Annotated in this window: 24 protein-coding genes and 1 tRNA gene; 17 read left to right on the top strand and 8 right to left on the bottom strand. The window is 74.3% G+C overall.

Features of this window, described 5'->3' with window-relative positions; genetic code table 11:
* Nucleotides 1-106: 106 nt before the first annotated feature.
* The 12 genes from dop (at nucleotide 107) to FHX74_RS13285 (ending at nucleotide 10,114) form a co-directional block, all read left to right on the top strand.
* Nucleotides 107-1,678: a depupylase/deamidase Dop gene (gene dop / locus FHX74_RS13340; RefSeq protein ID WP_182560671.1), complete on the top strand. Its 1,572-nt coding sequence runs from the start codon at nucleotides 107-109 to the stop codon at nucleotides 1,676-1,678.
* Nucleotides 1,675-2,265, top strand: coding sequence for a hypothetical protein (locus FHX74_RS13335; RefSeq protein WP_182560670.1), 591 nt, complete (start codon nucleotides 1,675-1,677; stop codon nucleotides 2,263-2,265). Before dop ends, FHX74_RS13335 begins: the two co-directional genes overlap by 4 nt.
* Before the next feature lie 101 nt (nucleotides 2,266-2,366).
* Complete coding sequence (locus FHX74_RS13330; RefSeq protein ID WP_182560669.1) at nucleotides 2,367-2,567, top strand: ubiquitin-like protein Pup; 201 nt, start codon at nucleotides 2,367-2,369, stop codon at nucleotides 2,565-2,567.
* Complete coding sequence (gene prcB / locus FHX74_RS13325; protein ID WP_182560668.1) at nucleotides 2,564-3,436, top strand: proteasome subunit beta; 873 nt, start codon at nucleotides 2,564-2,566, stop codon at nucleotides 3,434-3,436. Before FHX74_RS13330 ends, prcB begins: the two co-directional genes overlap by 4 nt.
* Before the next feature lie 26 nt (nucleotides 3,437-3,462).
* Nucleotides 3,463-3,963, top strand: a complete 501-nt coding sequence (locus FHX74_RS13320; RefSeq protein ID WP_182560667.1) for a nucleoside deaminase — start codon at nucleotides 3,463-3,465, stop codon at nucleotides 3,961-3,963.
* Between the two features lie 67 nt (nucleotides 3,964-4,030).
* Complete coding sequence (gene prcA / locus FHX74_RS13315) at nucleotides 4,031-4,906, top strand: proteasome subunit alpha (protein WP_220483971.1); 876 nt, start codon at nucleotides 4,031-4,033, stop codon at nucleotides 4,904-4,906.
* A complete protein-coding gene (locus FHX74_RS13310) occupies nucleotides 4,903-6,006 on the top strand; it encodes a prephenate dehydrogenase (protein ID WP_182560665.1) in 1,104 nt (367 codons plus the stop codon). The genes prcA and FHX74_RS13310 overlap by 4 nt, the downstream gene beginning before the upstream one ends.
* A 97-nt stretch (nucleotides 6,007-6,103) precedes the next feature.
* On the top strand, nucleotides 6,104-6,820 hold the full coding sequence (gene cmk / locus FHX74_RS13305) for a (d)CMP kinase (RefSeq protein ID WP_182560664.1): 717 nt from the start codon (nucleotides 6,104-6,106) through the stop codon (nucleotides 6,818-6,820).
* 37 nt (nucleotides 6,821-6,857) lie between these two features.
* The gene (locus FHX74_RS13300; RefSeq protein WP_182560663.1) at nucleotides 6,858-7,646 is read left to right on the top strand and encodes a lysophospholipid acyltransferase family protein; all 789 of its coding nucleotides are present in this window, start codon (nucleotides 6,858-6,860) and stop codon (nucleotides 7,644-7,646) included.
* The gene (gene der / locus FHX74_RS13295; protein WP_182560662.1) at nucleotides 7,646-9,034 is read left to right on the top strand and encodes a ribosome biogenesis GTPase Der; all 1,389 of its coding nucleotides are present in this window, start codon (nucleotides 7,646-7,648) and stop codon (nucleotides 9,032-9,034) included. Before FHX74_RS13300 ends, der begins: the two co-directional genes overlap by 1 nt.
* 56 nt (nucleotides 9,035-9,090) lie before the next feature.
* Nucleotides 9,091-9,164 (top strand) — tRNA-Pro (locus FHX74_RS13290).
* 188 nt (nucleotides 9,165-9,352) lie between these two features.
* Nucleotides 9,353-10,114, top strand: coding sequence for a phosphatase PAP2 family protein (locus tag FHX74_RS13285; RefSeq protein WP_182560661.1), 762 nt, complete (start codon nucleotides 9,353-9,355; stop codon nucleotides 10,112-10,114).
* 130 nt (nucleotides 10,115-10,244) lie between these two features.
* On the opposite strand, the gene FHX74_RS13280 is transcribed toward FHX74_RS13285, so the two are convergent.
* Nucleotides 10,245-10,739 carry a GNAT family N-acetyltransferase gene (locus FHX74_RS13280; protein ID WP_182560660.1) on the bottom strand — a complete coding sequence of 165 codons (495 nt, stop codon included), beginning with the start codon at nucleotides 10,737-10,739 and terminating at the stop codon, nucleotides 10,245-10,247.
* 81 nt (nucleotides 10,740-10,820) lie between these two features.
* Between FHX74_RS13280 and FHX74_RS13275 the strand changes: the two genes are divergently transcribed.
* Nucleotides 10,821-11,537: a hypothetical protein gene (locus tag FHX74_RS13275; protein WP_182560659.1), complete on the top strand. Its 717-nt coding sequence runs from the start codon at nucleotides 10,821-10,823 to the stop codon at nucleotides 11,535-11,537.
* 50 nt (nucleotides 11,538-11,587) lie between these two features.
* Nucleotides 11,588-12,136, top strand: coding sequence for a DUF6328 family protein (locus tag FHX74_RS13270; RefSeq protein ID WP_220483914.1), 549 nt, complete (start codon nucleotides 11,588-11,590; stop codon nucleotides 12,134-12,136).
* Between the two features lie 34 nt (nucleotides 12,137-12,170).
* Here FHX74_RS13270 and FHX74_RS13265 read toward each other — a convergent pair whose 3' ends face one another.
* From FHX74_RS13265 to FHX74_RS13245, 5 genes are all read right to left on the bottom strand, one after another.
* A complete protein-coding gene (locus tag FHX74_RS13265) occupies nucleotides 12,171-13,112 on the bottom strand; it encodes a Rieske 2Fe-2S domain-containing protein (RefSeq protein ID WP_182560658.1) in 942 nt (313 codons plus the stop codon).
* A gap of 174 nt (nucleotides 13,113-13,286) precedes the next feature.
* Complete coding sequence (locus FHX74_RS13260) at nucleotides 13,287-13,850, bottom strand: DUF3618 domain-containing protein (protein WP_182560657.1); 564 nt, start codon at nucleotides 13,848-13,850, stop codon at nucleotides 13,287-13,289.
* Nucleotides 13,847-14,305 (bottom strand): phage holin family protein, encoded by a 459-nt coding sequence (locus FHX74_RS13255; RefSeq protein WP_182560656.1) that lies wholly within the window; start codon nucleotides 14,303-14,305, stop codon nucleotides 13,847-13,849. The genes FHX74_RS13260 and FHX74_RS13255 overlap by 4 nt, the downstream gene beginning before the upstream one ends.
* A complete protein-coding gene (locus tag FHX74_RS13250; RefSeq protein WP_182560655.1) occupies nucleotides 14,302-15,264 on the bottom strand; it encodes a hypothetical protein in 963 nt (320 codons plus the stop codon). Before FHX74_RS13250 ends, FHX74_RS13255 begins: the two co-directional genes overlap by 4 nt.
* A 208-nt stretch (nucleotides 15,265-15,472) precedes the next feature.
* Nucleotides 15,473-16,255 carry an MBL fold metallo-hydrolase gene (locus FHX74_RS13245; protein WP_220483913.1) on the bottom strand — a complete coding sequence of 261 codons (783 nt, stop codon included), beginning with the start codon at nucleotides 16,253-16,255 and terminating at the stop codon, nucleotides 15,473-15,475.
* Between the two features lie 259 nt (nucleotides 16,256-16,514).
* On the opposite strand from FHX74_RS13245, the gene FHX74_RS13240 reads away from it, so the two are divergent.
* Nucleotides 16,515-17,474 (top strand): AraC family transcriptional regulator, encoded by a 960-nt coding sequence (locus tag FHX74_RS13240; protein ID WP_182560654.1) that lies wholly within the window; start codon nucleotides 16,515-16,517, stop codon nucleotides 17,472-17,474.
* 378 nt (nucleotides 17,475-17,852) lie between these two features.
* Here FHX74_RS13240 and FHX74_RS13235 read toward each other — a convergent pair whose 3' ends face one another.
* Nucleotides 17,853-18,449 (bottom strand): TIGR03086 family metal-binding protein, encoded by a 597-nt coding sequence (locus FHX74_RS13235; protein WP_182560653.1) that lies wholly within the window; start codon nucleotides 18,447-18,449, stop codon nucleotides 17,853-17,855.
* A gap of 99 nt (nucleotides 18,450-18,548) precedes the next feature.
* Here FHX74_RS13235 and FHX74_RS13230 point away from each other — a divergent pair, with 99 nt between their 5' ends.
* Nucleotides 18,549-19,427, top strand: a complete 879-nt coding sequence (locus tag FHX74_RS13230; protein WP_220483912.1) for an oxygenase MpaB family protein — start codon at nucleotides 18,549-18,551, stop codon at nucleotides 19,425-19,427.
* Nucleotides 19,428-19,436: 9 nt separating this feature from the next.
* Nucleotides 19,437-20,249: an Fpg/Nei family DNA glycosylase gene (locus FHX74_RS13225; RefSeq protein ID WP_182560652.1), complete on the top strand. Its 813-nt coding sequence runs from the start codon at nucleotides 19,437-19,439 to the stop codon at nucleotides 20,247-20,249.
* Nucleotides 20,250-20,552: 303 nt separating this feature from the next.
* Here the strand turns inward: FHX74_RS13225 and FHX74_RS13220 are convergent, their stop codons facing one another.
* Nucleotides 20,553-22,367, bottom strand: a complete 1,815-nt coding sequence (locus tag FHX74_RS13220) for a thiamine pyrophosphate-requiring protein (protein WP_182560651.1) — start codon at nucleotides 22,365-22,367, stop codon at nucleotides 20,553-20,555.
* Between the last annotated feature and the right edge of the window lie 192 nt (nucleotides 22,368-22,559).

Here is a 22,559-nt window from a genome sequence, read left to right as displayed (position 1 = left end):
CCGACTCTAGCCAGCCACCGGGCGCGGAACCAGACGGTGGGGCCGGGCTGAGCCCCGGATCCGACCGCGACCGGCCTGCACCCACCGTCCTGGCATGCTGCGTGTCATGCAGGAGCCGCACGTCAGCGACCCGTCCCGCGGCCGGGTGCTGGGCATCGAGACCGAGTACGGGATCTCGGCGCTCGGCCAGCCGGTCGGCGAGGAACTGCACCCGATGCAGCTGTCCAACCACGTCGTCAAGGCCTACGCGGCGTACGCCTCGGGCCCGGGTGCCGGCCGGGACGCGGGCTGGGACTACGAGACGGAGTCGCCGCTGCGCGACGTCCGCGGCTACGAGGTGGCCCGCAACCAGGCCCACCCCGACCAGCTCACCGACAGCGACCTCGGGATGGCCAACGTCATCCTCACCAACGGCGCCCGGCTCTACGTCGACCACGCGCACCCCGAGTACTCCTCGCCCGAGGTGACCTCGGCCCGCGCGGTCGTCCGCTACGACCAGGCCGGCGACCGGGTGATGGCCATCGCCGCCGAGCAGGCCACCCAGCGGCTCGGCCGCCCGGTCCGGCTCTACAAGAACAACACCGACGGCAAGGGCGCCTCCTACGGCACCCACGAGAACTACCTGCTCGACCGGCAAACCCCGTTCGACCGGATCGTCAGCCAGTTCACCCCGTTCCTGGTCTCGCGCCAGGTGGTCACCGGCGCCGGCCGGGTGGGGATCGGGCAGGCCAGCGAGACGGCCGGCTTCCAGCTCAGCCAGCGGGCCGACTTCTTCGAGGCCGAGGTGGGGCTGGAGACCACCCTCAACCGGCCGATCATCAACACCCGCGACGAGCCGCACGCCGACGCCGCCCGGCACCGCCGGCTGCACGTGATCACCGGCGACGCCAACCGCAGCGAGATCTCCACCTACCTCAAGGTCGGTACCGCGGCCCTGGTGCTGCAGATGATCGAGGCCGGCACGCTGGGCGTCGGCCCGGCCGGTGCCGGGCTGCGGCTGCTCCGGGCCGTCCCGGCGATGCAGCAGGTCAGCCACGACCCGTCGTGCACCGCGCTGCTGGCCCTGGCCGACGGACGGCGGATGACCGCGGTTGACCTGCAGCAGGTCTACCTGGACGCCTGCCTGCGCTGGCTGGACGGACGCGGGGCCGACCTGCCGGACGCCCAGCGCCGGGAGAACGCCGACCTGGTGACCCGCTGGCAGGAGGTGCTGGACACCCTGCGCGACGACCCGACCCGGCTCGCCGACCGGCTCGACTGGGTGGCCAAGCTGGCCCTGCTCGAGTCCTACCGGCAGCGCGACGGACTCGGTTGGGACGCGGCCAAGCTCAGCCTGATCGACCTCCAGTACGCCGACGTCAGCCCGCAGCGGAGCCTCTACGCCGCCCTGGTGCGACGGGGGAGCCTGCAGCGGCTGCTCGACGACGCCGAGATCGAGGCGGCGCGCACCCAGCCGCCGACCGACACCCGCGCTTACTTCCGCGGCCGGGTGATGGACAAGTTCTCCGCCGACGTGGTCGCCGCCTCCTGGGACTCGGTGATCTTCGACGTGCCCGGCCGCCCGGCCCTGCAACGGGTGCCGCTGCTCGACCCGCTGCGCGGCACCCAGGAGCAGGTGGGCGAGCTGCTGGACCGCTGCGACGACGTGGCCAGCCTGTTCGACGCGCTGGGCCGATGACCCGCACGCGACCCGACCGCGCGCCGGCCGCTCCGGGTGACCTCGCCGCGGCCAAGGCCGACCCGGCCCCGCACACCTGGATGGACTATCCGCTCAGCGGGGCGCCGCCGCTGCCCACGGTGGTGTTCGGGGTGCTGTTGTTCGGCCTCGGGCTGACCGCCCTGGTCGTCCCGGCCGCCCGAGGTGACCTCGGCCGGCACGTCGGCCTCCTGACCGGCCTGTTCTTCCTGCTCGGGGTGCCCGGGCTGACCCTGGTCCGGATCGGCATGCAGCGGTTCTGGTGGCGTCGGCGGCACCCCGGGGTGGACCCGCTGCTCACCGAGCGGTACCACCCGTCGGACCCGGACCGGGCCGGCTGGCGGGTGTTCCGGGTGCTGGTCCTGGTGATCGGCGTCCCGGTCGCGACGTTCCTCGGACTGGTCGTGGTCACCCTCGCGGTCGGGTCGCGGGATCCCGGGACCTCGGTCGCGGTGCGGGTGGGCTCGACGCTGCTCGCGCTCGCCGTCACCGTCGTCGTCGTCCGCGCCCTGGTCGCCGACGTCCAGGCGATCCGCCGGGCCCGCGCCCGCCGCCGCCACCGCGGCTGAGCCCACCGCCCGCCCGGGTCCCGGGCGCTGTCGGCGGCGCGGATTAGGCTGAGAGCCCGTCCCTCGTCGGAGGGCCGGGCGACGAAGGGTGAGGGAGTGCCATGGCCGAATCCGAGCAGAGCCAGCGCAGGAGCCGTCGCGACGAGGTCGACGAGGAGCTCAGCGAGCTCCCGACCACCGACACGGCGAAGAAGGACGAGCTCGACGCCGACGTCGATTCCCTGCTCGACGAGATCGACGACGTGCTTGAGGTGAACGCCGAGGAGTTCGTCCGGTCGTTCGTCCAGAAGGGCGGCCAGTGACCGCCACCCGCGCGCACGGCTCCGGGGCCGGGCTGCCGGCCGCATTCCTGCGGGCCGGGTCGAGCTCGTTCACCGAGTTCGTCGCCGAGGTGTCACCCGAGGTGCTCCCCGGCCGCCGCCTGGCCGGCACGGTGCCCGGACCGGCCGCGACCGGCTCGGCCGGTGAGCTGAGCCCGCACGCCACCACGCTGATCGCCGCCAGCTACGACGGGGGCGTGCTGATGGCCGGGGACCGACGGGCCACGATGGGCAACCTGATCGCCCAGCGCGACATCGAGAAGGTCTTCCCGGCCGACGAGTACTCGATGATCGGTTTCGCCGGCACCGCCGGCATCGGCATCGAGATGACCGGGCTGTTCCAGGTCGAGCTCGAGCACTACGAGAAGATCGAGGGCGCTCCGCTGTCGCTCTCAGGCAAGGCCAACCGGCTGGCCACGATGATCCGCGGCAACCTCGGGCTGGCCCTGCAGGGGCTGGCGGCGGTGCCGCTGTTCGCCGGCTGGGACGAGGCCGAGGAGCGTGGCCGGATCTTCTCCTACGACGTGACCGGCGGCCGGTACGAGGAGCACCAGTTCTACTCGGTCGGCTCGGGCTCGATCTTCGCCCGCGGGGCACTGAAGAAGCTCTACCGGCCCGACTTCGACCTCGGTGCCGCCGCGGTCGCGGTGATCCAGGCGCTCTACGACGCCGCCGACGACGACTCGGCGACCGGCGGCCCGGACCTGACCCGGCGGATCTACCCGGTGATCCTGTCGGCCTCCGCCGCCGGGGTCGAGCGGATCGCCGAGGCCCAGGTCGCCCAGCTGGTCGAGGCGGTGGTGGCCGAGCGGATGGAGCGTCCGGACGGACCCCGCGCGCCGCTGCGCTGAGCGCGAGAGTCCGGAGCGGTGACGCCGTGAGCCTCGACGACCTCGACCACCGGTTGCTGACCCGCGCCGTCGAGCTGGCCGAGGAGGCGGTCGACGCCGGTGACGAGCCGTTCGGCTCGGTGCTGGCCGGCGCCGACGGGACGGTGCTGGCCGAGGACCGCAACCGGGTGGTCAGCACCGGCGACCCGACCGCTCACCCCGAGATCGCGCTGGCCCGCTGGGCCGCGCTGCACCTCGACGCGGACGCCCGGGCAGCCGCGACCGTCTACACCTCCGGGGAGCACTGCCCGATGTGCGCGGCCGCGCACGGCTGGGTCGGGCTCGCCCGGATCGTCTACGCCAGCTCGACCGCGCAGCTGCAGGCCTGGTCGCGGGCCTGGTCGGCCGGCGACGTGGCCGCCGAGGGCGTCCCGGTCGTCGTCCCGCTGCCGGTCCAGCAGGTCGCGCCGCGGGTCCGCGTCGAGGGTCCGGACGACCGGCTCGCGCCCCGCGTCCACGCCCTGCACGAGCGGTTCCGCCGCTCCTGAACCGGGCCCGGGCCGCGGACAGGTCGTCGGTGGAGTCGGTCCCAGGTGGTTGACTGGCCGCGTGAGCATGCCGTTCTACGTGGCCCCCGAGCAGCAGATGAAGGACCGGGCCGACTTCGCCCGCAAGGGCATCGCCCGGGGCCGGTCGGTGGTCGTGCTGCACTATGCCGACGGCATCCTCTTCGTCGCCGAGAACCGGTCGCAGGCGCTGCACAAGGTGAGCGAGATCTACGACCGGATCGGCTTCGCCGCGGTCGGCCGCTACAACGAGTTCGAGAACCTGCGGATCGCCGGCATCCGGCACGCCGACCTGCGCGGCTACAGCTACGACCGCCGCGACGTCACCGGCCGCGGGCTGGCCAACGCCTACGCCCAGCTGCTGGGCACGATCTTCTCCTCCGGCGGCGAGAAGCCCTACGAGGTCGAGCTGGTGGTGGCCGAGCTCGGCACCCGGCCGGCCGACGACCAGATCTACCGGCTCACCTACGACGGCTCGGTCGGCGACGAGGAGGACTTCGCCGTGATGGGCGGGTCGGCCGAGACCAGCGCCGCGGTGATCCGCGAGGGCTGGGTCGCGGGGCTCGACCTCGGCTCGGCGGTCCGGCTGGCCGTCCGCGGCCTCGCCTCCGACGGCGGTCCGTCGGTCCCCGCCCGCGAGCTCGGCACCGACGCCCTCGAGGTCGCGGTGCTCGACCGCACGCGGGCGCTGCCGCGCAAGTTCCGCCGGATCGCCGGCGAGCGGCTGGCCGCGCTGCTCGCCGACGACGGCGCCCCGACCGGCCCGGGGGAGCCCACGCCCGAGCCGCCCGCCGGGACCACCGGCGGTGGCGTCGCCGAGAAGACCCTCGACGAGGTGCCGCTGCCCGCTCCCCGTGAGGGTTCCAGTGAGCACGCCGGTGAGCACGCCGGTGAGGACGCCGGCGGGTCCGGCGACGGGTCGTGACCGTCTCGCCGGTGGTGCTGATCGGGGCCGGCCTGGTCGGCGCCTCGATCGGCTGCGCGCTCACCGAGGAGGGTCAGCAGGTCCACCTGCGGGACCTCAGCAGCTCCCACGCCCGGGTCGCGGCCGGGCTGGGGGCCGGCACGGTCGACGAGCCGGTGGCCGCCGACGTCCGGCTGGTGGTGGTCGCGGTCCCGCCGGCCGCGCTCGCCGAGGTGATCGCCGGCGCGCTCCGCGACTACCCGAACGCCACGGTCACCGACGTCGGCTCGGTCAAGGCGGGCGTCCTGCACCGGCTCTGGGAGAGCGTCGGCGACCGGGCGGTGCTCGAGCGCTACGTCGGCTCGCACCCGATGGCCGGTTCGCAGCGCACCGGCCCGGTGACCGCGCGCGCCGACCTGTTCGTCGACCGCACCTGGGTGATCACCCCGCACCGGCGTTCCGGCGAGGCCGGGATCGCCGCGGTCCGTGAGCTGGTCAAGCTCTGCCGGGCCCGCGAGGTGGTGCTCGACGTCGAGGAGCACGACGCAGCGGTGGCCCGGGTCTCGCACCTGCCGCACCTGATGTCGGTGCTGATGGCCGGCCGGTTGACCGAGGTGGAGCCCGAGCAGCTCCAGCTGGCGGGTCAGGGTCTCCGCGACGTGACCCGGATCGCGGGCAGCGACCCCGAGCTGTGGCAGCAGATCGTCGGCGCCAACGCGCACGCACTGCTGCCGGAGCTGCGGGCCGTCCAGCTCCGGCTCGACGACCTGATCAGCGCGGTGGAGACCGCCCAGCAGACCCCCGGGCGGACGGACGGGGTCCGGACCGAGCTCGAGCGCGGGCTCGCCGGCACCCGCCGGATCCCGGGCAAGCACGGGTCCGCCCCGCGCGACGACGCCCAGCTGGTGGTCGAGATCCCCGACTCCCCGGGTGCGCTCGGGCGGCTGTTCGCCGAGATCGGCGAGGCCGGGGTCAACGTCGAGGACATCGCCATCGAGCACGACCAGGTCCGCGAAGTCGGCTATCTGACCCTGGCGGTCCAGCCGACGTTGGCCGACGGTCTGGTGGCCACCATGCGTGACCGCGGCTGGGAGATCCGCCAGGCCCGCAGCGAGGTCTGAGCCACCCCACGGTCCGACCCATGGATTGGCTCGTGGACCGGCCTGTGGACCGGCCCACCGACCGCCTGACCGACCGCGGCGCTGTCGCGGGCCGGGGATGTCGGCCCGCTCGGCTAGCCTGTGGGGCGTGTCTGGGTCGGGAGAGCGTCTGGTGGTCGCCATCGACGGGCCGAGCGGCTCGGGCAAGTCGAGCACCGCGCGCGGCGTCGCCGAGCGGCTCGGGCTCGACTACCTCGACACCGGGGCCATGTACCGCGCCGCGACCTGGCTGGCCCTCCACGAGCAGGTCGACCGCACCGACCGGCACCGGGTCAGCGAGCTCGTCGCCCGCGCCCGGTTCGGCATCGACCTCGACCCGCGGACGGCGACGATCGCGGTCGACGGCGTCGACGTGACCACCGCGATCCGCGAACCGGCGGTGTCGGCGGCGGTCAGCTCGGTGGCCACCAACCTCGAGGTCCGGCACGACCTGGTCGCCCGGCAGCAGGCGCTGATCGCCGACTCGTCGCGCGGCATCGTGGTCGAGGGCCGCGACATCACCACCGTGGTCGCGCCCGACGCCCAGGTGCGGGTGCTGCTGGTGGCCGACCCGGCCGCCCGGGTGGCCCGCCGCCGCGCCGAGCTGGGTGAGACCGTCACCGCTGACGACGTCACCGACCAGGTGATCCGACGCGACGCCGACGACTCGACCGTCGCCGCGTTCACCGAGGCCGCGCCCGGGGTGACCGTGGTCGACTCGACCCACGCCGGGCTGGACGAGGTGATCGGCCGGATCTGCACGCTCGCCGAGCCGTACGCCCCCTCGGCGACCTAGACCCGACCGACCCGATCTCCCGCGACGAACGACCCACGTGAAGAAGCTGGTGGAACGACCCGTGCTCAGCATCGAACCAGGCCTGCCCCGGACCGGTGACCTGCCGCGCCCGCGGCACCCGTTGCTGACCCTGACCCGGCGGCCCGGCGGCTTCCTGCTCCGTCGCTACTGGGACATCCACGTCCACGGCCGCGACAAGGTCCCGAGCCACGGCCCGGCCATCCTCGCCGCCAACCACCTGGGCGCGCTCGACGGCCCGATCCTGGTCGCCGCCGCCCCGCGCCCGAGCTTCGCGCTGGCCAAGATCGAGCTGTTCCACGGCTGGGTCGGCCGGGCGCTGTTGTGGATCGGACAGATCCCGGTCAACCGCCGCGCCCTCGACGTCAGCGCGATCACCCGCGCGGTGCACCTGCTCCGCAACGGCCAGCTGCTGGCGGTCTTCCCCGAGGGCTACCGGGGGACCGGTGAGGTGAGCCACGCCCGCAACGGTGCCGCCTACCTGGCCATGGTCACCGGGGCGCCGGTCGTCCCGGTGGCGATGCTCGGCACCCGCGAGTCCGGGCAGAACGCGCACGGGGTGCCGCGCCGCGGCGCCGAGATGCACGTCGTGTTCGGCGACCCGCTGCACGTCGATCTGTCGCCCTGGCCGCGGCGCAAGAACGCGGTGGCGGTGCAGACCGAGCGGATCCGGGCGCACCTGGCCGAGCACGTCCGGGCCGCCCAGGAGCTCACCGGGTTCCCGCTCCCCGGACCGCCGCAGCCCCGCGAGGTGCCGCCGGCCGCCAACCGCGACACCGAGACCCCGCTCGACCTGGAGGCCCGCTGATGACCGACGACGTCGCCGGGCCGCCGGACCCCGACCTGAGCACCGACCCGGGCGCCGAGGGGGCGGCCACCCCGCCCGTGGTCGCCGTGGTCGGACGACCCAATGTCGGCAAGTCCACCCTGGTCAACCGGATCCTGGGTCGGCGCGAGGCCGTCGTCCAGGACGTGCCCGGGGTGACCCGGGACCGGGTGTCCTACGACGCCACCTGGAGCGGTCGCGACTTCGTGCTGGTCGACACCGGCGGCTGGGCGCCCGACGCGGAGGGGATGGCCGCCCAGATCGCCGAGCAGGCCGAGCTGGCCATCGCCACCGCCGACGCGGTGGTGTTCGTGGTCGACGCCACCGTCGGCACCCTGGACACCGACGAGGCCGTGGTCCGGGTGCTCCGCCGCAGCCGCAAGCCGGTGGTGCTGGCGGCCAACAAGGTCGACGACCAGCGCAGCGAGGCCGAGGCGGCGTCGATGTGGAACCTCGGGCTGGGGGAGCCGCACCCGGTCTCCGCGCTGCACGGACGGGGGAGCGGCGACCTGCTCGACGCGATCCTCGAGGCGCTGCCCGAGGCGCCGCGGAGCACCGAGCCGGTGGTCGGCGGGCCGCGCCGGGTGGCCATCGTCGGCCGGCCCAACGTCGGCAAGTCCAGCCTGCTCAACAAGGTCGCCGGGCGGCAGCGGTCGGTGGTCGACAACGCCGCCGGCACCACCGTCGACCCCGTCGACGAGCTGGTGGAGGTCGACGGGGTCGTCTACCGGTTCATCGACACCGCCGGGATCCGCCGCCGGGTCAAGGAGGCGTCCGGCCACGAGTACTACGCCAGCCTGCGGACCCAGGCGGCGATCGAGCGCGCCGAGGTCTGTGTGGTGGTGGTCGACGCCAGCGAGCCGCTGACCGAGCAGGACCTGCGGATCCTCACCAGCGTCGAGGAGACCGGCCGGGCGCTGCTGATCGCCTTCAACAAGTGGGACCTCACCGACGAGGAGCGGCGGCGCTACCTGGGCCGCGAGATGGAGCGCGACTTGGTGCAGTTCGGCTGGGCCGAGCACGTCAACATCTCGGCGCTGACCGGTCGGCACGTCGACCGGCTCGGTCCGGCGATCGAGCAAGCGCTGGCCGGCTGGGAGACCCGGGTCTCCACCGGCAAGCTCAACGCGTTCCTCGGCCGGCTGGTCGCGGCCCACCCGCACCCGGTGCGGGGCGGGAAGCAGCCCCGGATCCTCTTCGGCACCCAGGCGCAGACCGCGCCGCCGACGTTCGTGCTGTTCACCAGCGGGACGCTCGAGGCCGGCTACCTGCGGTTCGTCGAACGGCGGCTGCGCGAGGAGTTCGGCTTCGTCGGGTCGCCGGTGCACCTGCAGGTCCGGGCCCGCGAGAAGCGCCGCGGTAAGGCCTGACGCAGAAGCTTGGTAGAGTGCTCCGCCGGGCCGGGAGCAGCACGAACCGGCCCGTTCGGGCTGTGGCGCAGCTTGGTAGCGCACCTGACTGGGGGTCAGGGGGTCGCAGGTTCGAATCCTGTCAGCCCGACGACGTGTCACATCGAGAACGGGGGTGATCCGCACCGAGATCGGTGCGGGTCACCCCCGTTCTGCGTGTCCGGAGGGCTTCCTCTCAGCCACCGGGGCCGCGGCTCAGCGGTCGTACAGCGCGGGTGCGCAAACTCGTTGCTGCGGGTGACACCGGGTCGTCCGCGCCACGGGAACGGAGAACGCACGGTGAGACAGGTCGACCGGCACACGATCGTGCTCCGCGTGATCGCGGGAGTGCTGCTCGCCGGCTTCCTGGTGCTGGCCGGCGAGGTCGTCCGGCACCCGAACCAGTCGCTGCCCGGCGACGACGCCGTGGCCGGCTGGCTGACCGATCTCCGCTCTCCGGTGCTCACCGTGCTGTCCACGGTGATCACCTGGGTGGGCTGGCCGTGGACGCTGTTCGTGGTCGGCATCGTCACCGCGCTGGTGCTCTGGTGGCGGGGCTACGACGCCCGCCGGCTGCTGGTGATCATCGGCGCCTGGGCCGGCACCGCGGGCGCGGTGACCCTGCTCAAGGTGCTGGTCGCCCGCGAGCGGCCGTCGGCCGCCGGGGTGATCGGCACCCCGGCCTGGAACTACTCGTTCCCCTCCGGCCACACCACCGACAGTGCGGTGGTCTACGTGCTGATCGCGCTGGCGCTCGGCGCCGGGCTCCGCCGTCCGACCCGCACCGCGCGCACGCTGGTCGCCGTGCTCGCCGGGACGGTGGCGGTGCTCATCGCGCTGACCCGGGTCTATCTCGGCTACCACTGGTTCACCGACCTGGTCGGCGGCTGGCTGCTGGCCGGCGCGGTGCTGTGTCTGTGCGGATCCGCGCTCCGCGAGTGCCCCGGCCCCGAGTTCGGTCCGCCGCGACGGCTGGTCCGGGCCCGCCCGGCCCTGGCTCCGGCCCCGCTCGAACACCGGGCGCAGCCGGAGCCGCAGCGGGTCTACGCCCGCCATCCCTGAACCTCGGCCCCTCCGCGGTCCAAGGCCCGTCCCTGAGCCCGTCGGGGGCGCTTCGACAGGCTCAGCGTGCGCTTCGACAGGCTCAGCGTGCGCTTCGACAGTCTCAGTTCGCGGTGCAGCGTGCGGGTGCTCAGAGGTTCTTGCGGTAGGTCTGCCAGGTCGGGTGGTAACCGAGCTCCTCGTAGAGCGACCGGGCCGGATTGCCGTGACGGACGTTGAGGGTCAGCGCGCAGGCGCCCCGCTCGCGAGCCCAGGTCTCGGCGTCGTCCATCAACGCCCGGCCGACGCCCTGCCGCCGGACCCTCGCGTCGACCGCGACGTCGGACACGTAGACCAGCGGGCCGTCGAAGCGCTCGAGCCCGCCCTCCGGCGCGTCGCGGAGCACCGCGGTGAGGAAGCCCACCACCACGCCTTCGCGTTCGGCCACCCGACAGCGGGTCCTCCCGACCGCCTCGGTGTCCTGGTCGAGCAGCTCCGCGAACTGCCCACGCACCCATTCCCGGCTCGGCGCCGGACGCAGGTCGGCGAACCGTTCGACGTGGAAGGTGATCGACTGCAGCGCCAGCTCCGCGATCCGTTCGTCGTCGGCCCCGGCACGGTCGCGGATCGTCAGCGTGGTGGCCACCGCTCCATCGTGGACCCGACGTTAGGCTGAGCGGGCGTTCGAGCCGCGTGGCGCACCGCACGAGCACGGGATCGGTGGGGTGTGCGCGCACCAGGGGAGTCCGGCCGGGCCGGGCGACGGGCCGATGGCCGCGGAGAGAACCGGATCCCGCCGGTCACCGCGGTGGTGGTGGCGATCGCCGTCTACGCCCTGCTGCCGCAGCCGCTGCTCTTCGCGCCGCGCTTCATCGTGCCCGCCGTCGAGCTGGTGCTGCTCGTCGCGATGATGATCACCAACCCGCGCCGCGAGGTCGAACGCAGCCGGTGGTCGCGGCGGGCGTCGCTGGCCCTGGCAGCGGTGCTGATCGTCACCAACCTCAGCGCCCTCGGCCTGCTGCTGCACGCGCTGCTCCAGCCCCGGACCGGCGGGGCCCCGCTGCTGATCGGCGCCGCGCAGGTCTGGCTGACCAACGTGATCGGCTTCAGCCTGCTCTACTGGGAACTCGACCGCGGCGGTCCGGTCGCCCGGCGCTCGATCGCCCGTGCCTCGCTGCCGCCCGCCGACTGGCGCTTCTCCCAGGACGAGAACGACGACAACGTGGTGGAGGTGGCCCGCACCTCGAGCGCCCGGAGCGACTGGATCCCGGTCTACGTCGACTACCTCTACCTCTCGGTGACGAACTCGAGCGCCTTCAGCCCGACCGACACCATGCCGTTGAGCAGCCGGGCCAAGGCCCTGATGGCGTTGCAGGCCACCACCGCGTTGTTCGTCACCCTGATCCTGATCGCCCGGGCCGTCGGGTCGCTCGGAGGAGGATGATCACCGGACCGTCGGTGCCGGCACCGACGCCGGAGGCCGAGAGGAGCCCCATGGAGCAGCAGGCGGACGACGTCGACCCGCGTCGGCACCGTCGCCCCGACCCGGACGCGGACGCCGACCGCGACGACGGGCGGAACGAGACGCTGAGCGAGCGGAGCGACCGGAACTGGAACGAGATGCTCCAGGAGACCCGGATCGTGCAGACCGGCACCCAGATCCTCAGCGGCTTCCTGCTGACCATCGCTTTCCAGCCGCGGTTCTCGACGCTGACCACCTTCCAGCACGTCGTCTATCTGGCGCTGGTGGCCATCGCCACCCTGACGACGGCGATGGCGCTGACCCCGGTGGTGCTGCACCGCCGGCTGTTCCGCCGGCACCGCAAGCCCGAGGTGGTCCGGCTGGGGCACCGGTTCCTGGTGCTGGCGATGTCCGGGCTCGGTCTGGTGATGACCGGGACGGTGCTGTTGATCTTCGACGTCGCGGCCGGCCGGACCGCCGGTGCGGTCGCCGCGGTCGCCGTCGTGGTGCTGCTGCTGTCGCTGGCGGTCGGACCGGCGCGGGTGGTGCTCCGCGCCCCGGCCGCCGATCCGGAGGGCTAGCGGGTCAGGGGCCGGTGGTTCAGGGGCCGGTGGTTCAGGGGCCGACCGGGTTGGTCCGCAGGCTGCGCGGTTCGTCGGCGATCCGGACCGACACCGCGCCGTCGCGCTCGAGCACCGCGTAGCTCTGCTGCGGACGGGTGGCCGGGCCACGGACCACCGCGCCGTCGGTGGCGAAGACGCTCCGGTGCCACGGGCAGACCAGGCAGCCGTCGTCGAGCTCACCCTCGTGCAAGGGGGCGCCGCGATGGCTGCACCGGTCGGCCAGCGCGATCACCGTCCCGCCCGGGAGCCGGGTGAGCACCAGCGGCACCCCGCCGACGTCGGCCGCACGGAGCGCGCCCTCGGTGACGTCCTCGCTGCGCGCCACCTCGGTCCACTCCGCGGTGCTGTGCTGGAAGGCGGTGGTGTCGACGCCGACCCCGAGCGCGTAGGAGAGGTGCCCGCCGAGCCAGCCGCCGACCGAGACCGCGGTCGCCCCGACCAGTGACCAGAGCACGCCCTGGCCGTGGTGGCCGCGGCGCCGGGCCTGCCAGCTCAGCCCGAAGGCGAGCAGCGAGAGGCCGTTGGCGCCGGCGTGGACGAGCCCGACCCGCTGCTCGGCCCCGTTGGTGTAGGCCCAGTCCGACCCACCCGAGGCCATCGTCGGCAGGGCCGCGAGCAACCCGACCCCGACCAGTCGTCGGGCGCCGCGCCGGTCACCGGCCAGGTCGAACAGCAACGAGGCGCTCCAGGAGCCGATCGGCACCGCCACCAGCAACGGGTGCAGCGGGTGGCCGAGGAACGTCCCGCTGGCCAGGTTGCGCCACCAGGGCAGCTTCTCGCCGAGCTTCTTCTCCAGCGCCGCAACCGGCCCGGCGACGGTGTCGAGCGCCTCCGCGCGCTCGATCCGGCCGATCAGCGCGTCGAGCCGGCGGGTCAGCCCACCTCCCGCGGTCAGGTCCGGTCGGGTGCGTCCGGCCGTCGTGCTCTGGGCCATGCGGGTCCTCCTGGGGAACGGGGTCGGATGAGTTCGGTAAGCGGGCGAGGGCTGGTGCGGCGGAGCCCGGGACCCGGCCGTCCGTGACGGTCGGACCCGGGCTCACGCCGACGATCGGCGCGGCGACGGCCCCGGCGAGAACCGGGGCCGCCCCGCGTGCGTGGGCCGCCGGTCTCAGCTCCGGCGGACCTGCTGGGCCGAGTCCTGCGCCTGGTCGCGGACCTCGCCGGCGGCCTGCCGGCCGTCCTCCTTGACCGTCTGGACGGCGTCGGAGGCGGTCTCGCGGACCGAGGCGACCGCGTCCTGCGCCGGTTCGCGCAGGTTCTCCCCGGCCTCGCGGGCCACGTCGGCCACCTGCTGCTTGACCGGCTCGGCGGCGTCCTTGACCTTGGCGGCGGCCTGCTGCTCGGCCCGGCTCGCCGGGATCATTCCGCCCACCAGCAGCCCGACGCCGAAGGCGATCAGCCCGGCGGCCAGCGGGTTGCCCTGGGTGCGGGCCCGGGCCCGGCCGGGAACCGAGCCGACCCGGTCACCGAGGTCCGAGCCGTGGTCGGCCACGCCCATCACCTTCTCCCTCAGGTCGTCCTTGAGCCCGACCGCGGACTCCTTGACGCCCTCGACCTTGCGGCGCGCGATGTTCTTCGGGTTGGCCTGGTCGGTCAGCTCGTCGACGTCGCGACTCAGCTCCGCTCGGGTCCGCTCGATCTCGGCGCGGACGACCGCGGGATCCTGGCTCATCGGTTGACCTCTTCCTGTCCTTTGACCGCGTTGGGAATCTTGCTGAGCGTGTCGGTGGTGTCCGGCAGCCCGCGGATGCGGCGGAGCTCGGAGCGGCCGGCCAGGGCCAGCGCGAGAGCCACCACCGCCCAGACCAGCGCCACGATCAGCGCCGACCACTGGTTGCCGATGAACTGCCCGAGTCCCCACCAGGCGGACACGGAGACGAAGACGAGCAGCAGCACGCCGGCGATCGCGGCACCGGCGAACAGCCCGACGCCCTTGCCGGCCCGGCCCGCCGACTGGCGGGCCTCGGCCTTGGCCAGATCGACCTCCTGGCGCATCAGCCGGGACAGGTCCTGGCTGACGTCGCCGAGGAGCTCGCCGATCGATCGCTGCCGGCCCGGCTCGGGGCCGTCGGCGAGCGGCGAGGTCACGGCACCGTGGTCGCCGGGGCCGTACACCGGTCCGCTCATCGCCGCGGCTCGTTCCTGACCGGGTCGACGCCGGCCGTCCCCCCGGGGGCGGTCCCTCCGGGGACGGTGCCGGCCGGCCCGTAGACCGGGGCCGCCGCGCCGGGCACCACCTGCGGGGCCACCGGGTCGACGCCCGGTGCGGCGAGCGGGTCGTCGTAGGTCGGTCCGGCCCCGGTGCCGGAGGTCGGGACCTCCTCGAGCGAGGCCGACGGGCGGCTGGTGCCGAGGTCCGGGCCGGTGCCGCCGTTCGCGGAGTGCCGACCCGACTCGAGCACGGGGTCACCGCCCCGGGAGTCGGCGAAGAGCCCGCGCGCGAAACGTCCGGCGAGCACCCCGGCGCCGGCCGCGGCGGCCAGGAAGACCACCGGGCGCCGACGGGCGAAGTCCTCGACGGCGTGCAGCACGTCGCGCGGCTCGGACCGGCTCAGCCAGTCCGAGGCGCGCTCGCCGCGCTCGGCGAGCTGGTGCGCGAGATCGCTGACGGTGCCGGACGTGGCGTTGCCCGAGGCCAGCTGGCGCAGCTCGTCGGCGTAGCCGGAGATGCCGCCGGCGAGCCGCTGCTGCTGGCGGCCGGCCTGGTCGGACAGCTCCGAGCCGCTGCGCGACAGCAGCTCGCGCGAGCTGTCGCCGATCTCGCCGACGACGTTGCGCGCCTGCTCCTTGGCGGTTCCGGCCACGTCCTGCGCGGCCGAGGCGGCGGTGTCCTTGACCTCGGAGGCCTGGTGCTTCGCCTCGTCGGCCCTGCCACCGCCGTCCGAGCCGGAACCGGTGGTGCTGCCGGAACCGGTGATCCCGGTGGTGCTGCTGCTGGTGCTCGCGGTGCCGCCGAGGCCCTCACCGGCGCCGAGCACGGGCTCGGGCGGGGTGGCCACGGCACTCTCCGGCACGGGGTCCACGCCCTGGGCCGGACGCGGATCGGTGGGCCAGGCGTCGCCTGGTCCGTGGGTCGGGTGGGTCATGTCGTCCCCTCGTGTGGTTCGGCGCCCCCCGCTGTCCTGCTTACAGCGCCACGCCGAACATCGGACGGCCGACCGACGCCTCACGCCCGACACGTCGGCGCGGAACGCCCGGTCTCGGCTGCCCTGCCCAGCGGTTACCCACCGCCTCAGATCTCACACAGGTCGTTCTCACGGCTCCGGTCGTGCGCCCCGTGCACCCGCCCCGGGCTCAGCCGATCGGCGAGCGGAGCGCGGCGCTCGCGGCCGCCGCCACCCCGTGGGGCCACGGGTCGCCGTGCCCCGGGAGCAGCAGGTCGGCCCCGACGTCGGCCAGCCGGGCCACCGAGGCCCGCGCCGTCGCCACGACGGCGGTGGCCGCCGGCGCGACCAGCCGCGGGCCGGTGCGACCGGTGTACGGGTCGAGGGTCACCAGCGCGTCGCCCGAGACCAGCACCGACCGGTCCGGCAGCAGCAGCGCGCACTGACCGTCGGTGTGGCCCGGGAGGTGGAGCACCCGGGGACGTCCGGGCACCGGCAGCTCCGCGCCGTCCACGAGGTCGTGGTCGGCCGTCACGCCCGTCGTCCGCAGCGCGCCGGCGGCCACCATCGCGGCGAGCACCGGCCACGAGCGCGGCCGCCGGAGCGGGAAGGCTAGCCGGTTGCATTCGGGTCGGTAGCGGTACGGGTGCCGGGCCAGCCGCCGGTCGCCGGGGTGGACCCAGACCGGCAGCCACCGCCGGGCGACCAGCGAGGCGGCAAACCCGACGTGGTCGAAGTGGCCGTGGGTCAGCACCAGGGCGCGCAGGTCGCCGGGGGTGTGACCGGTCAGCTCGAGCGCGCGTTCCACCAGCGGCCAGCTCGAGGCGAAACAGGCGTCGACCAGCGTGACGCCGTCCTCGTCGGCCAGCAGGTAGCAGTTGGTGGCCGCGTGGGTCAGGGCGTGGACGCCGGGGGCGACGTCGAGCCGGATCCGGCTCCGGCGCAGCGGGCCGGGGATGTCCGATGAGCTCACCGGGACGTCGTACCCGCTGCGCCGGGCACCAACCGGGCGGCCGGTGCTGCGGACCAGCGACGGGGGATCAAGCCTGCCGGCCTCGCTGGGTGCCGGTCGGCGACACCGTTCTATCGAGGGGCCGGGACTGGATGTGTCGGCCGCGACCGATTACCGTCCTGTCCGGACGGAAACCGACCGCCGGCAGCGTCGGGAGCGTCCGACCGGTTCCGTTCAGCAGAGGGCGGGAGCGCCAGTAGCACTGCCGCCGGCCGACTCCATGACCCCAGTACGCCGTTTCAGCCACGAGACGAAGGACCCCGACGAGGGTCACGAGGTGCTCCGCGACCTTTACGCCGAGCACAAGGTGCGGCTGCGTCCCTCGGCCGAGCGGACGTTCGTGCTCCGCATCGACCTGGTGGCCTGCGGCACCTGCTCGATCGGCACCGTCTGGCACTCCGGGGACGCCCAGATCGACCTCGCGGCGGGGCTGCGCGCCACCAGCGTCACCTCGTTGCACCGGACCCCGCTCGCCCTCGAGCACCGCCAGCGTGCCCTGGCGCTCGCGCCGGGCCAGTCGGCGCTGCTGCCCGCCGGGGCTCCGCTGGCCGCCCACTGGCCGAGCCACGACGCCACCTCGGTCTCGCTGGACGACGAGCTGCTCCACCGCGACGCCGCCGCGCTGCTCGGGGACAGCCCGCTCGTGATCGACGTCGGTCCGCCGCGCTCGGCCGCCGCCGAGCTGCACTGGCGGCAGACGGTCTCCTTCGTCCGGGCCACGGCGCTCGGCCTCGAGCGCGCGCACACCGCCACCCCGCTGGCCGTCCGCAGTCTGCTGTCGCTGCTGAACAGTGCGCTGCTCGCCACCTTCCCGAACTCCGCGGACGCGGTCGGACGGCCCAGCGCGCCGGCTGCCGCGCCGTCGGCGGTGACGCGGGCCCAGGCGTTCATCGAGAGCGCTCCCGACCGGCCGCTCGACCTGGTCGACATCGCGGAGGCAGCGCGGGTCAGCCCGCGGACGCTGCAGGCGCTGTTCCGCCGACACACCGGGCACACCCCGACGGGCTACCTGCGCCGGGTCCGGCTCGACCACGCCCGCCACGAACTGCTGTTCTCCGACCGCCCGGTCACCGTCGGTCAGGTCGCGGCGCGCTGGGGATGGTCGAACGCCGGGAGGTTCGCGCAGGCCTACCGCGAGGCCTACGGGCTCAACCCCGCCGACGAGCTCCGCCGCAGCTGAGTCGCCGGGAACTGGGCCGACGGCGGTGGTCGTGCCGGGTGCCCGAAGCCGGGAGCTCCACGCTCGGTGATCGCTTCCGGGCGCGCCGTCCGGCTTATGCTCAGCCCGGGTCCGGCAGCAGGCCCGGCGCCGGTCGCACGCTCACCGAGCTCGTTCGACCGCGGTCCGTCGGCCCGGCTCGCCGACGACCTCCGCAGGGTCGGATCGCTCCGGACGCGTCGCTCCGGGTGCCCCCGTCGTCCTCACCACCGCACGCGATCGTCGTCGCGTTCGCGTCCGCTCGCGCGCACCTCCGCTCCGGCGGGCGCAGCGCGGACCGACGTCACCCGCTCTGGTGAGCACCCGACCGGCCGATCGTCGAGCCGGAGCCGCCGCCCGCTACGGGGTCTTCCTGGAACCGGTCGGCCGGTCGGGCCGCCAGCCCGGGTCCCTCCCGGTGCGCCTGAGCAGCGCCGCGAAGCGGTCGTCGGTGGGCTGTTCCGGGGTCAGCGGCGGGCCGAACACCCGCTCGGCGGGGAAGATCGTGAGGAACCGCTCGACCTGGTCGAGCATCGGCGGCTCGGGCGTGAACGACTGGCCGGTGGACACCGCCAGGTCCCAGCCGTGGACGGTGAGCTCCTCGCCCGCGACCACGGCGTTGTCGGCGGCGGACATCTCCACCCCTCCGGCCGACGCCCGTCCGTGCCAGGCCGTGTCGTCGGCCCAGGCTCGGGCCAGCTCGACGAGCTGGTCCGGGACCGCGGTCCGCCAGTCGGCGACCAGCGTGGTCGGCGGCTCCGGCGGCTGCTTCCGCGCGTTGGTCGTGAACACGGAGGCGAACTGGTGGACGTGGGCGAGCAGTCCGCCGACCGTCCAGTCACTGCACGGGGTCGGGTCGTCGAGCCGGTCGTCGGTCACGCCGGCGACGAGCGCGGCCAGGGTGCGGGCGGCCGGGCCGAGGTCGAACGCGGGCCGGTCGGCGGAGGTGGCGGGCATGGTGGGCTCCTCGGCGTGGTGGTGTCACCAGGTCAGACTCCGCCGGGCGGCCGAACTCACCGGGGCATCCGCCGGACCGGACCGGGCCGAAGGATCCCGGTGACCACCAGCGACCGCCCGCGCCGCCGTACCGCACCCCGGGAGGGCGCAGACCTCGGCCTGTTCGGCCCCGACTCGGTGACCTGGCGGATCCACAGCGACCCGGCGATGGCGGTGGCGGGCTACCGCGCGCTGCTGCTCCAGGCCACCCACCCGCTGGTGATGGCCGGCTTCGACGACAACTCCGACTTCCGGCAGGACCCGTGGGGACGGCTCCAGCGCACCGGCGAGTGGGTGGCCACGGTCACCTACGGCACCACCGAGCAGGCCGAGCGGGCCGGGGCGCGGCTGCGACGGCTGCACGCCTCGCTGGCCCCGGGCGTCGAGCCCGAGACCGGACTCAGCTACCGCGTCGACGACCCGGACCTGCTCCGCTGGGTGCACTGCACGGAGGTCGACTCGTTCCTCACCGTCTACCGCCGCTCCGGACCGAGACTGAGCACCGCGGACGCCGACCGCTACGTGGACGAGATGCGGACCAGCGCCCGGCTGGTCGGCCTCGACCCGGCGACCGTCCCGCACGACCTCGCCGGGCTGCGGACCTATCTGCGCGACGTCCGCCCGCAGCTCCGGCTGACCCGGGTGGCCCGGCGCAACGTGGTGTTCGGCTTCGTCCCGCCGATGCCCGGCTGGGTGCGGCTGGCCACCCCGGCGCGACCGGCCTGGATCGGGCTGATGACGTTGGCGCTGGCCCTGCTGCCGCCGTGGGCGCGCCGGCTCTACGGGCTGCCCGGGCTGCCGACCACCGACGTCGGTGCGGCCGGGATGAGCCGGATGCTCCGGCACGCGGTGCTGGCGCTGCCCGCGGACTGGCGGCGCAGCCCGGTCGAGCGCGAGGCGCGGCAGCGCGCGGCCGGCACCGTGCCGGCCGCGGCCTGAGGGGCCGGCGTGCCCGAGGGCCACACCCTGCACCGGCTGGCGCGGCGGCAGGACGCCGACTTCGCCGGGCGGCTGGTCAGCGTCAGCAGCCCGCAGGGCCGGTTCGCCGACGGGGCCGCTCTGGTCGACGGCCACCGGCTGACCGGGGTCACCGCCTACGGCAAGCACCTGTTCCAGCACTACGACGGCGGGTTGGTCACCCACGTCCACCTCGGGCTGTACGGGAAGTTCACCGCGGGGACGGGGGAGCCGCCCGAGCCGCGGGGCGCGCTGCGGATGCGGATCGAGACCGCGGATCACGACCAACCGGTGCGCTGGACCGACCTGCGCGGCGCGATCACCTGCGAGGTGCTGCCCGACCCGGACGGCCCTGCCGCGGTGGTGGCCAAGCTCGGGCCGGACCCGCTGCGCCGCGACCCGGGCGCTCAGGACCGGGCCTTCGAGCGGATCAACCGGTCGAGGACGTCGGTGGGCGCGCAGCTGATGGACCAGGCCCGGCTGGCCGGGGTCGGCAACGTCTACCGCGCCGAGATCCTGTTCCGGCACCGGATCAGCCCGTTCCGGCCGGGGCGCGGGGTCACCGCCGACGAGTGGTCCGAGCTCTGGCCCGACCTGGTGACGCTGATGCGGGCCGGGGTGCGGAGCGGGCGGATCGTCACCACCGACCCCGCCGACCGACCCGCGGGCCGGGTCCGTCGGGACACCGCGCACTACGTCTACCGCCGCGACGGCCTGCCCTGCCGGGTCTGCGGCACCACGATCAGCCGCGACCTGATGGCCGGCCGGAACCTGTTCTGGTGCCCCTCCTGCCAGCGCGACTGACGGACCCTCGGCGCGCGTTCCCGATCGCGGTGGTCATGGCGCTTCGACAGGCTCAGCGCGCGTTCCCGATCGTGGTGATCATGGCGCTTCGACAGGCTCAGCGCGCGTTCCCGATCATGGTGATCATGGCGCTTCGACAGGCTCAGCGCGCGTTCCCGACCACGGTGATCACGGCGCTTCGACAGGCTCAGCTCGCGTTCCCGATCACGGTGATCATGGCGCTTCGACAGACTCAGCGCGCGTGCCCGATCGTGGTGATCACGGCGCTTCGACAGGTTCAGCGCGCGTCCCCAGGGCTGGTGATCATGGTCGGTCGAGGAGGCCCTTCACCTTGGCGACCACGCTCTCGCGGACGCCTTCGGCGACGATGCCGAAGAAGGCCGGGTCGCCCCGGAACTCGGCCTTGGCGGTCTTGATCACCTGGTCCGCAGTCAGGTGCGGAGGGATCAGCGGGATGTCGGCGTCGACCACCGCGTCGATCACGAACGGCCGACGGGCGGCCATCGCGGCGTCGAGCACCTCGTCGATCCGGGTCGGGTCGTCCAGCCGCACGCCGTCGAGCCCGAGCTGTCGCGCCCAGTCGGCGTAGCGGACGTCGGGCAGGAACGACTGGTTGGGGTCCGGCTTCGCGCCGAGCATCGCCCGGGTCTCCCAGGTCACGTAGGACAGGTCGCGGTTGTTGAGCACCAGCACCACCAGCCGCGGGTCGGCCCACTGCTCCCAGTAGCGGCTGACCGTGATCAGCTCGTTGACGCCGTTCATCTGCATCGCGCCGTCGCCGATCATGGCCAGACAGGGCCGGTCGGGCTGGGCGAACTTGGCCGCGATCGCGTACGGCATCCCGCCGCCCATCGAGAGCAGCAGCCCGGCCAGACTGCCGAACTGGGTCGGGCGCAGCTCGAGGTCGCGCGCGTACCAGCTGGTCGCGGTGCCGCAGTCCACCGCGATCTGGTGGTCGTCGTCGAGCCGCCGGGACAGGCCGCGCACCACCGCCTCCGGGTTGACCGGTTTCGCCTTCGCCTCCGACCGGGCCTGCGAGTAGTCGTCCCAACGCTGCTTCCAGCCGGCGACCTGCGCCCGCCACCGGTCGCGCCCGCGGTCGGCCCCCGCCGTCCGGGCCCGGACCAGCGGGAGCAAGGCCTCCACGGTCGCGCGCAGGTCGCCGACCAGGTTGACCTCGGTCGGATAGCGCAGCCCGCACCGGCTGCCGTCGAGGTCGATCTGGACGGCCCGCGCCTGTCCGGGGGCGGGGTAGTACTCGCTGTAGGGCATGTTCGAGCCGAGCACCAGCAGGGTGTCGCAGTGCCGCATCAGGTCCCAGCTCGCGGTGGTGCCCAATAGCCCGATCGCGCCGGTCACCCACGGCAGCCGGTCGTCGAGCACCGGCTTGCCGAGCAGGGCCTTCGCCGCCCCGGCGCCGAGCAGGTCGGCCAGCGCGGTCACCTCCGCGGTGGCCCCGCGGGCCCCGATGCCCACCAGGAAGGCCACCCGTTCCCCGGCGGCCAGCACGTCGGCCGCCGCCTCGAGGTCGGCGGCCGGGGCCACCGTCACCGTGGTGCTCGGGGTCGGCGAGGTGTGGAAGTAGCCGTGCGCGTCCGGCTGGTCGACCATCGCGTCCTTCTCCTGGACGTCGCTGGGCAGGATCAGCACCGCGGGCGACCGGGTGGCCAGCGCCGACCGGCAGGCCCGGTCGACCATGTGCTTGACCTGCGACGGGTCGGTCACCGTCTGCAGGTAGGCAGCGCCGACGTCGGCGAACACCGACGCCAGGTCGACCTCCTGGTAGAAGTCGCCGCCGAGCGCGGTGACCGCGGTCTGGCCGAGCAGCGCCACCACCGGCACCCGGTCGAGCTTGGCGTCGTAGAGCCCGTTCAGCGCGTGCAGCGCACCCGGTCCGCTGGTCACCGCGCAGCAGCCGATCGGGCTGCCGCCGTACTTCACGTCGGCGGTCGCGGCGAACCCGGCGGTCTCCTCGTGCCGCACCTGGACGAAGGCGACGTCATCCGCGCGGGCGGCGACCGCGGCGAGCACGCCGCCGATGCCGTCGCCGGGATAGCCGTAGACGCGGTGCACGCCCCACTGGTGCAGGCGGTCGACCAGGTGCTCGGCGACGTTCATCGGACTCCTTCGGCAGGCGGTGCTCGGTCGGTGCTCGGCGCGTACTCGGTCGTCGGGACGCCGACGACCGGATCGCCGGCCCCGGCGGGGACTCCGTGCTGCTCAGGTCGTCCGCACCCATCCCAGCACCCGGCCACGGGCCGCGCGGTGGCGGGGCGGTCCGCGGGGCCCGTTCTAGGCTTCCGGTGCTGA

Source organism: Microlunatus kandeliicorticis (genome assembly GCF_014137855.1).
GTDB lineage: Bacteria > Actinomycetota > Actinomycetes > Propionibacteriales > Propionibacteriaceae > Microlunatus > Microlunatus kandeliicorticis.
The sequence above is the reverse complement of the archived record's forward strand: the minus strand, read 5'-3'. Positions and strand labels throughout refer to the sequence as shown.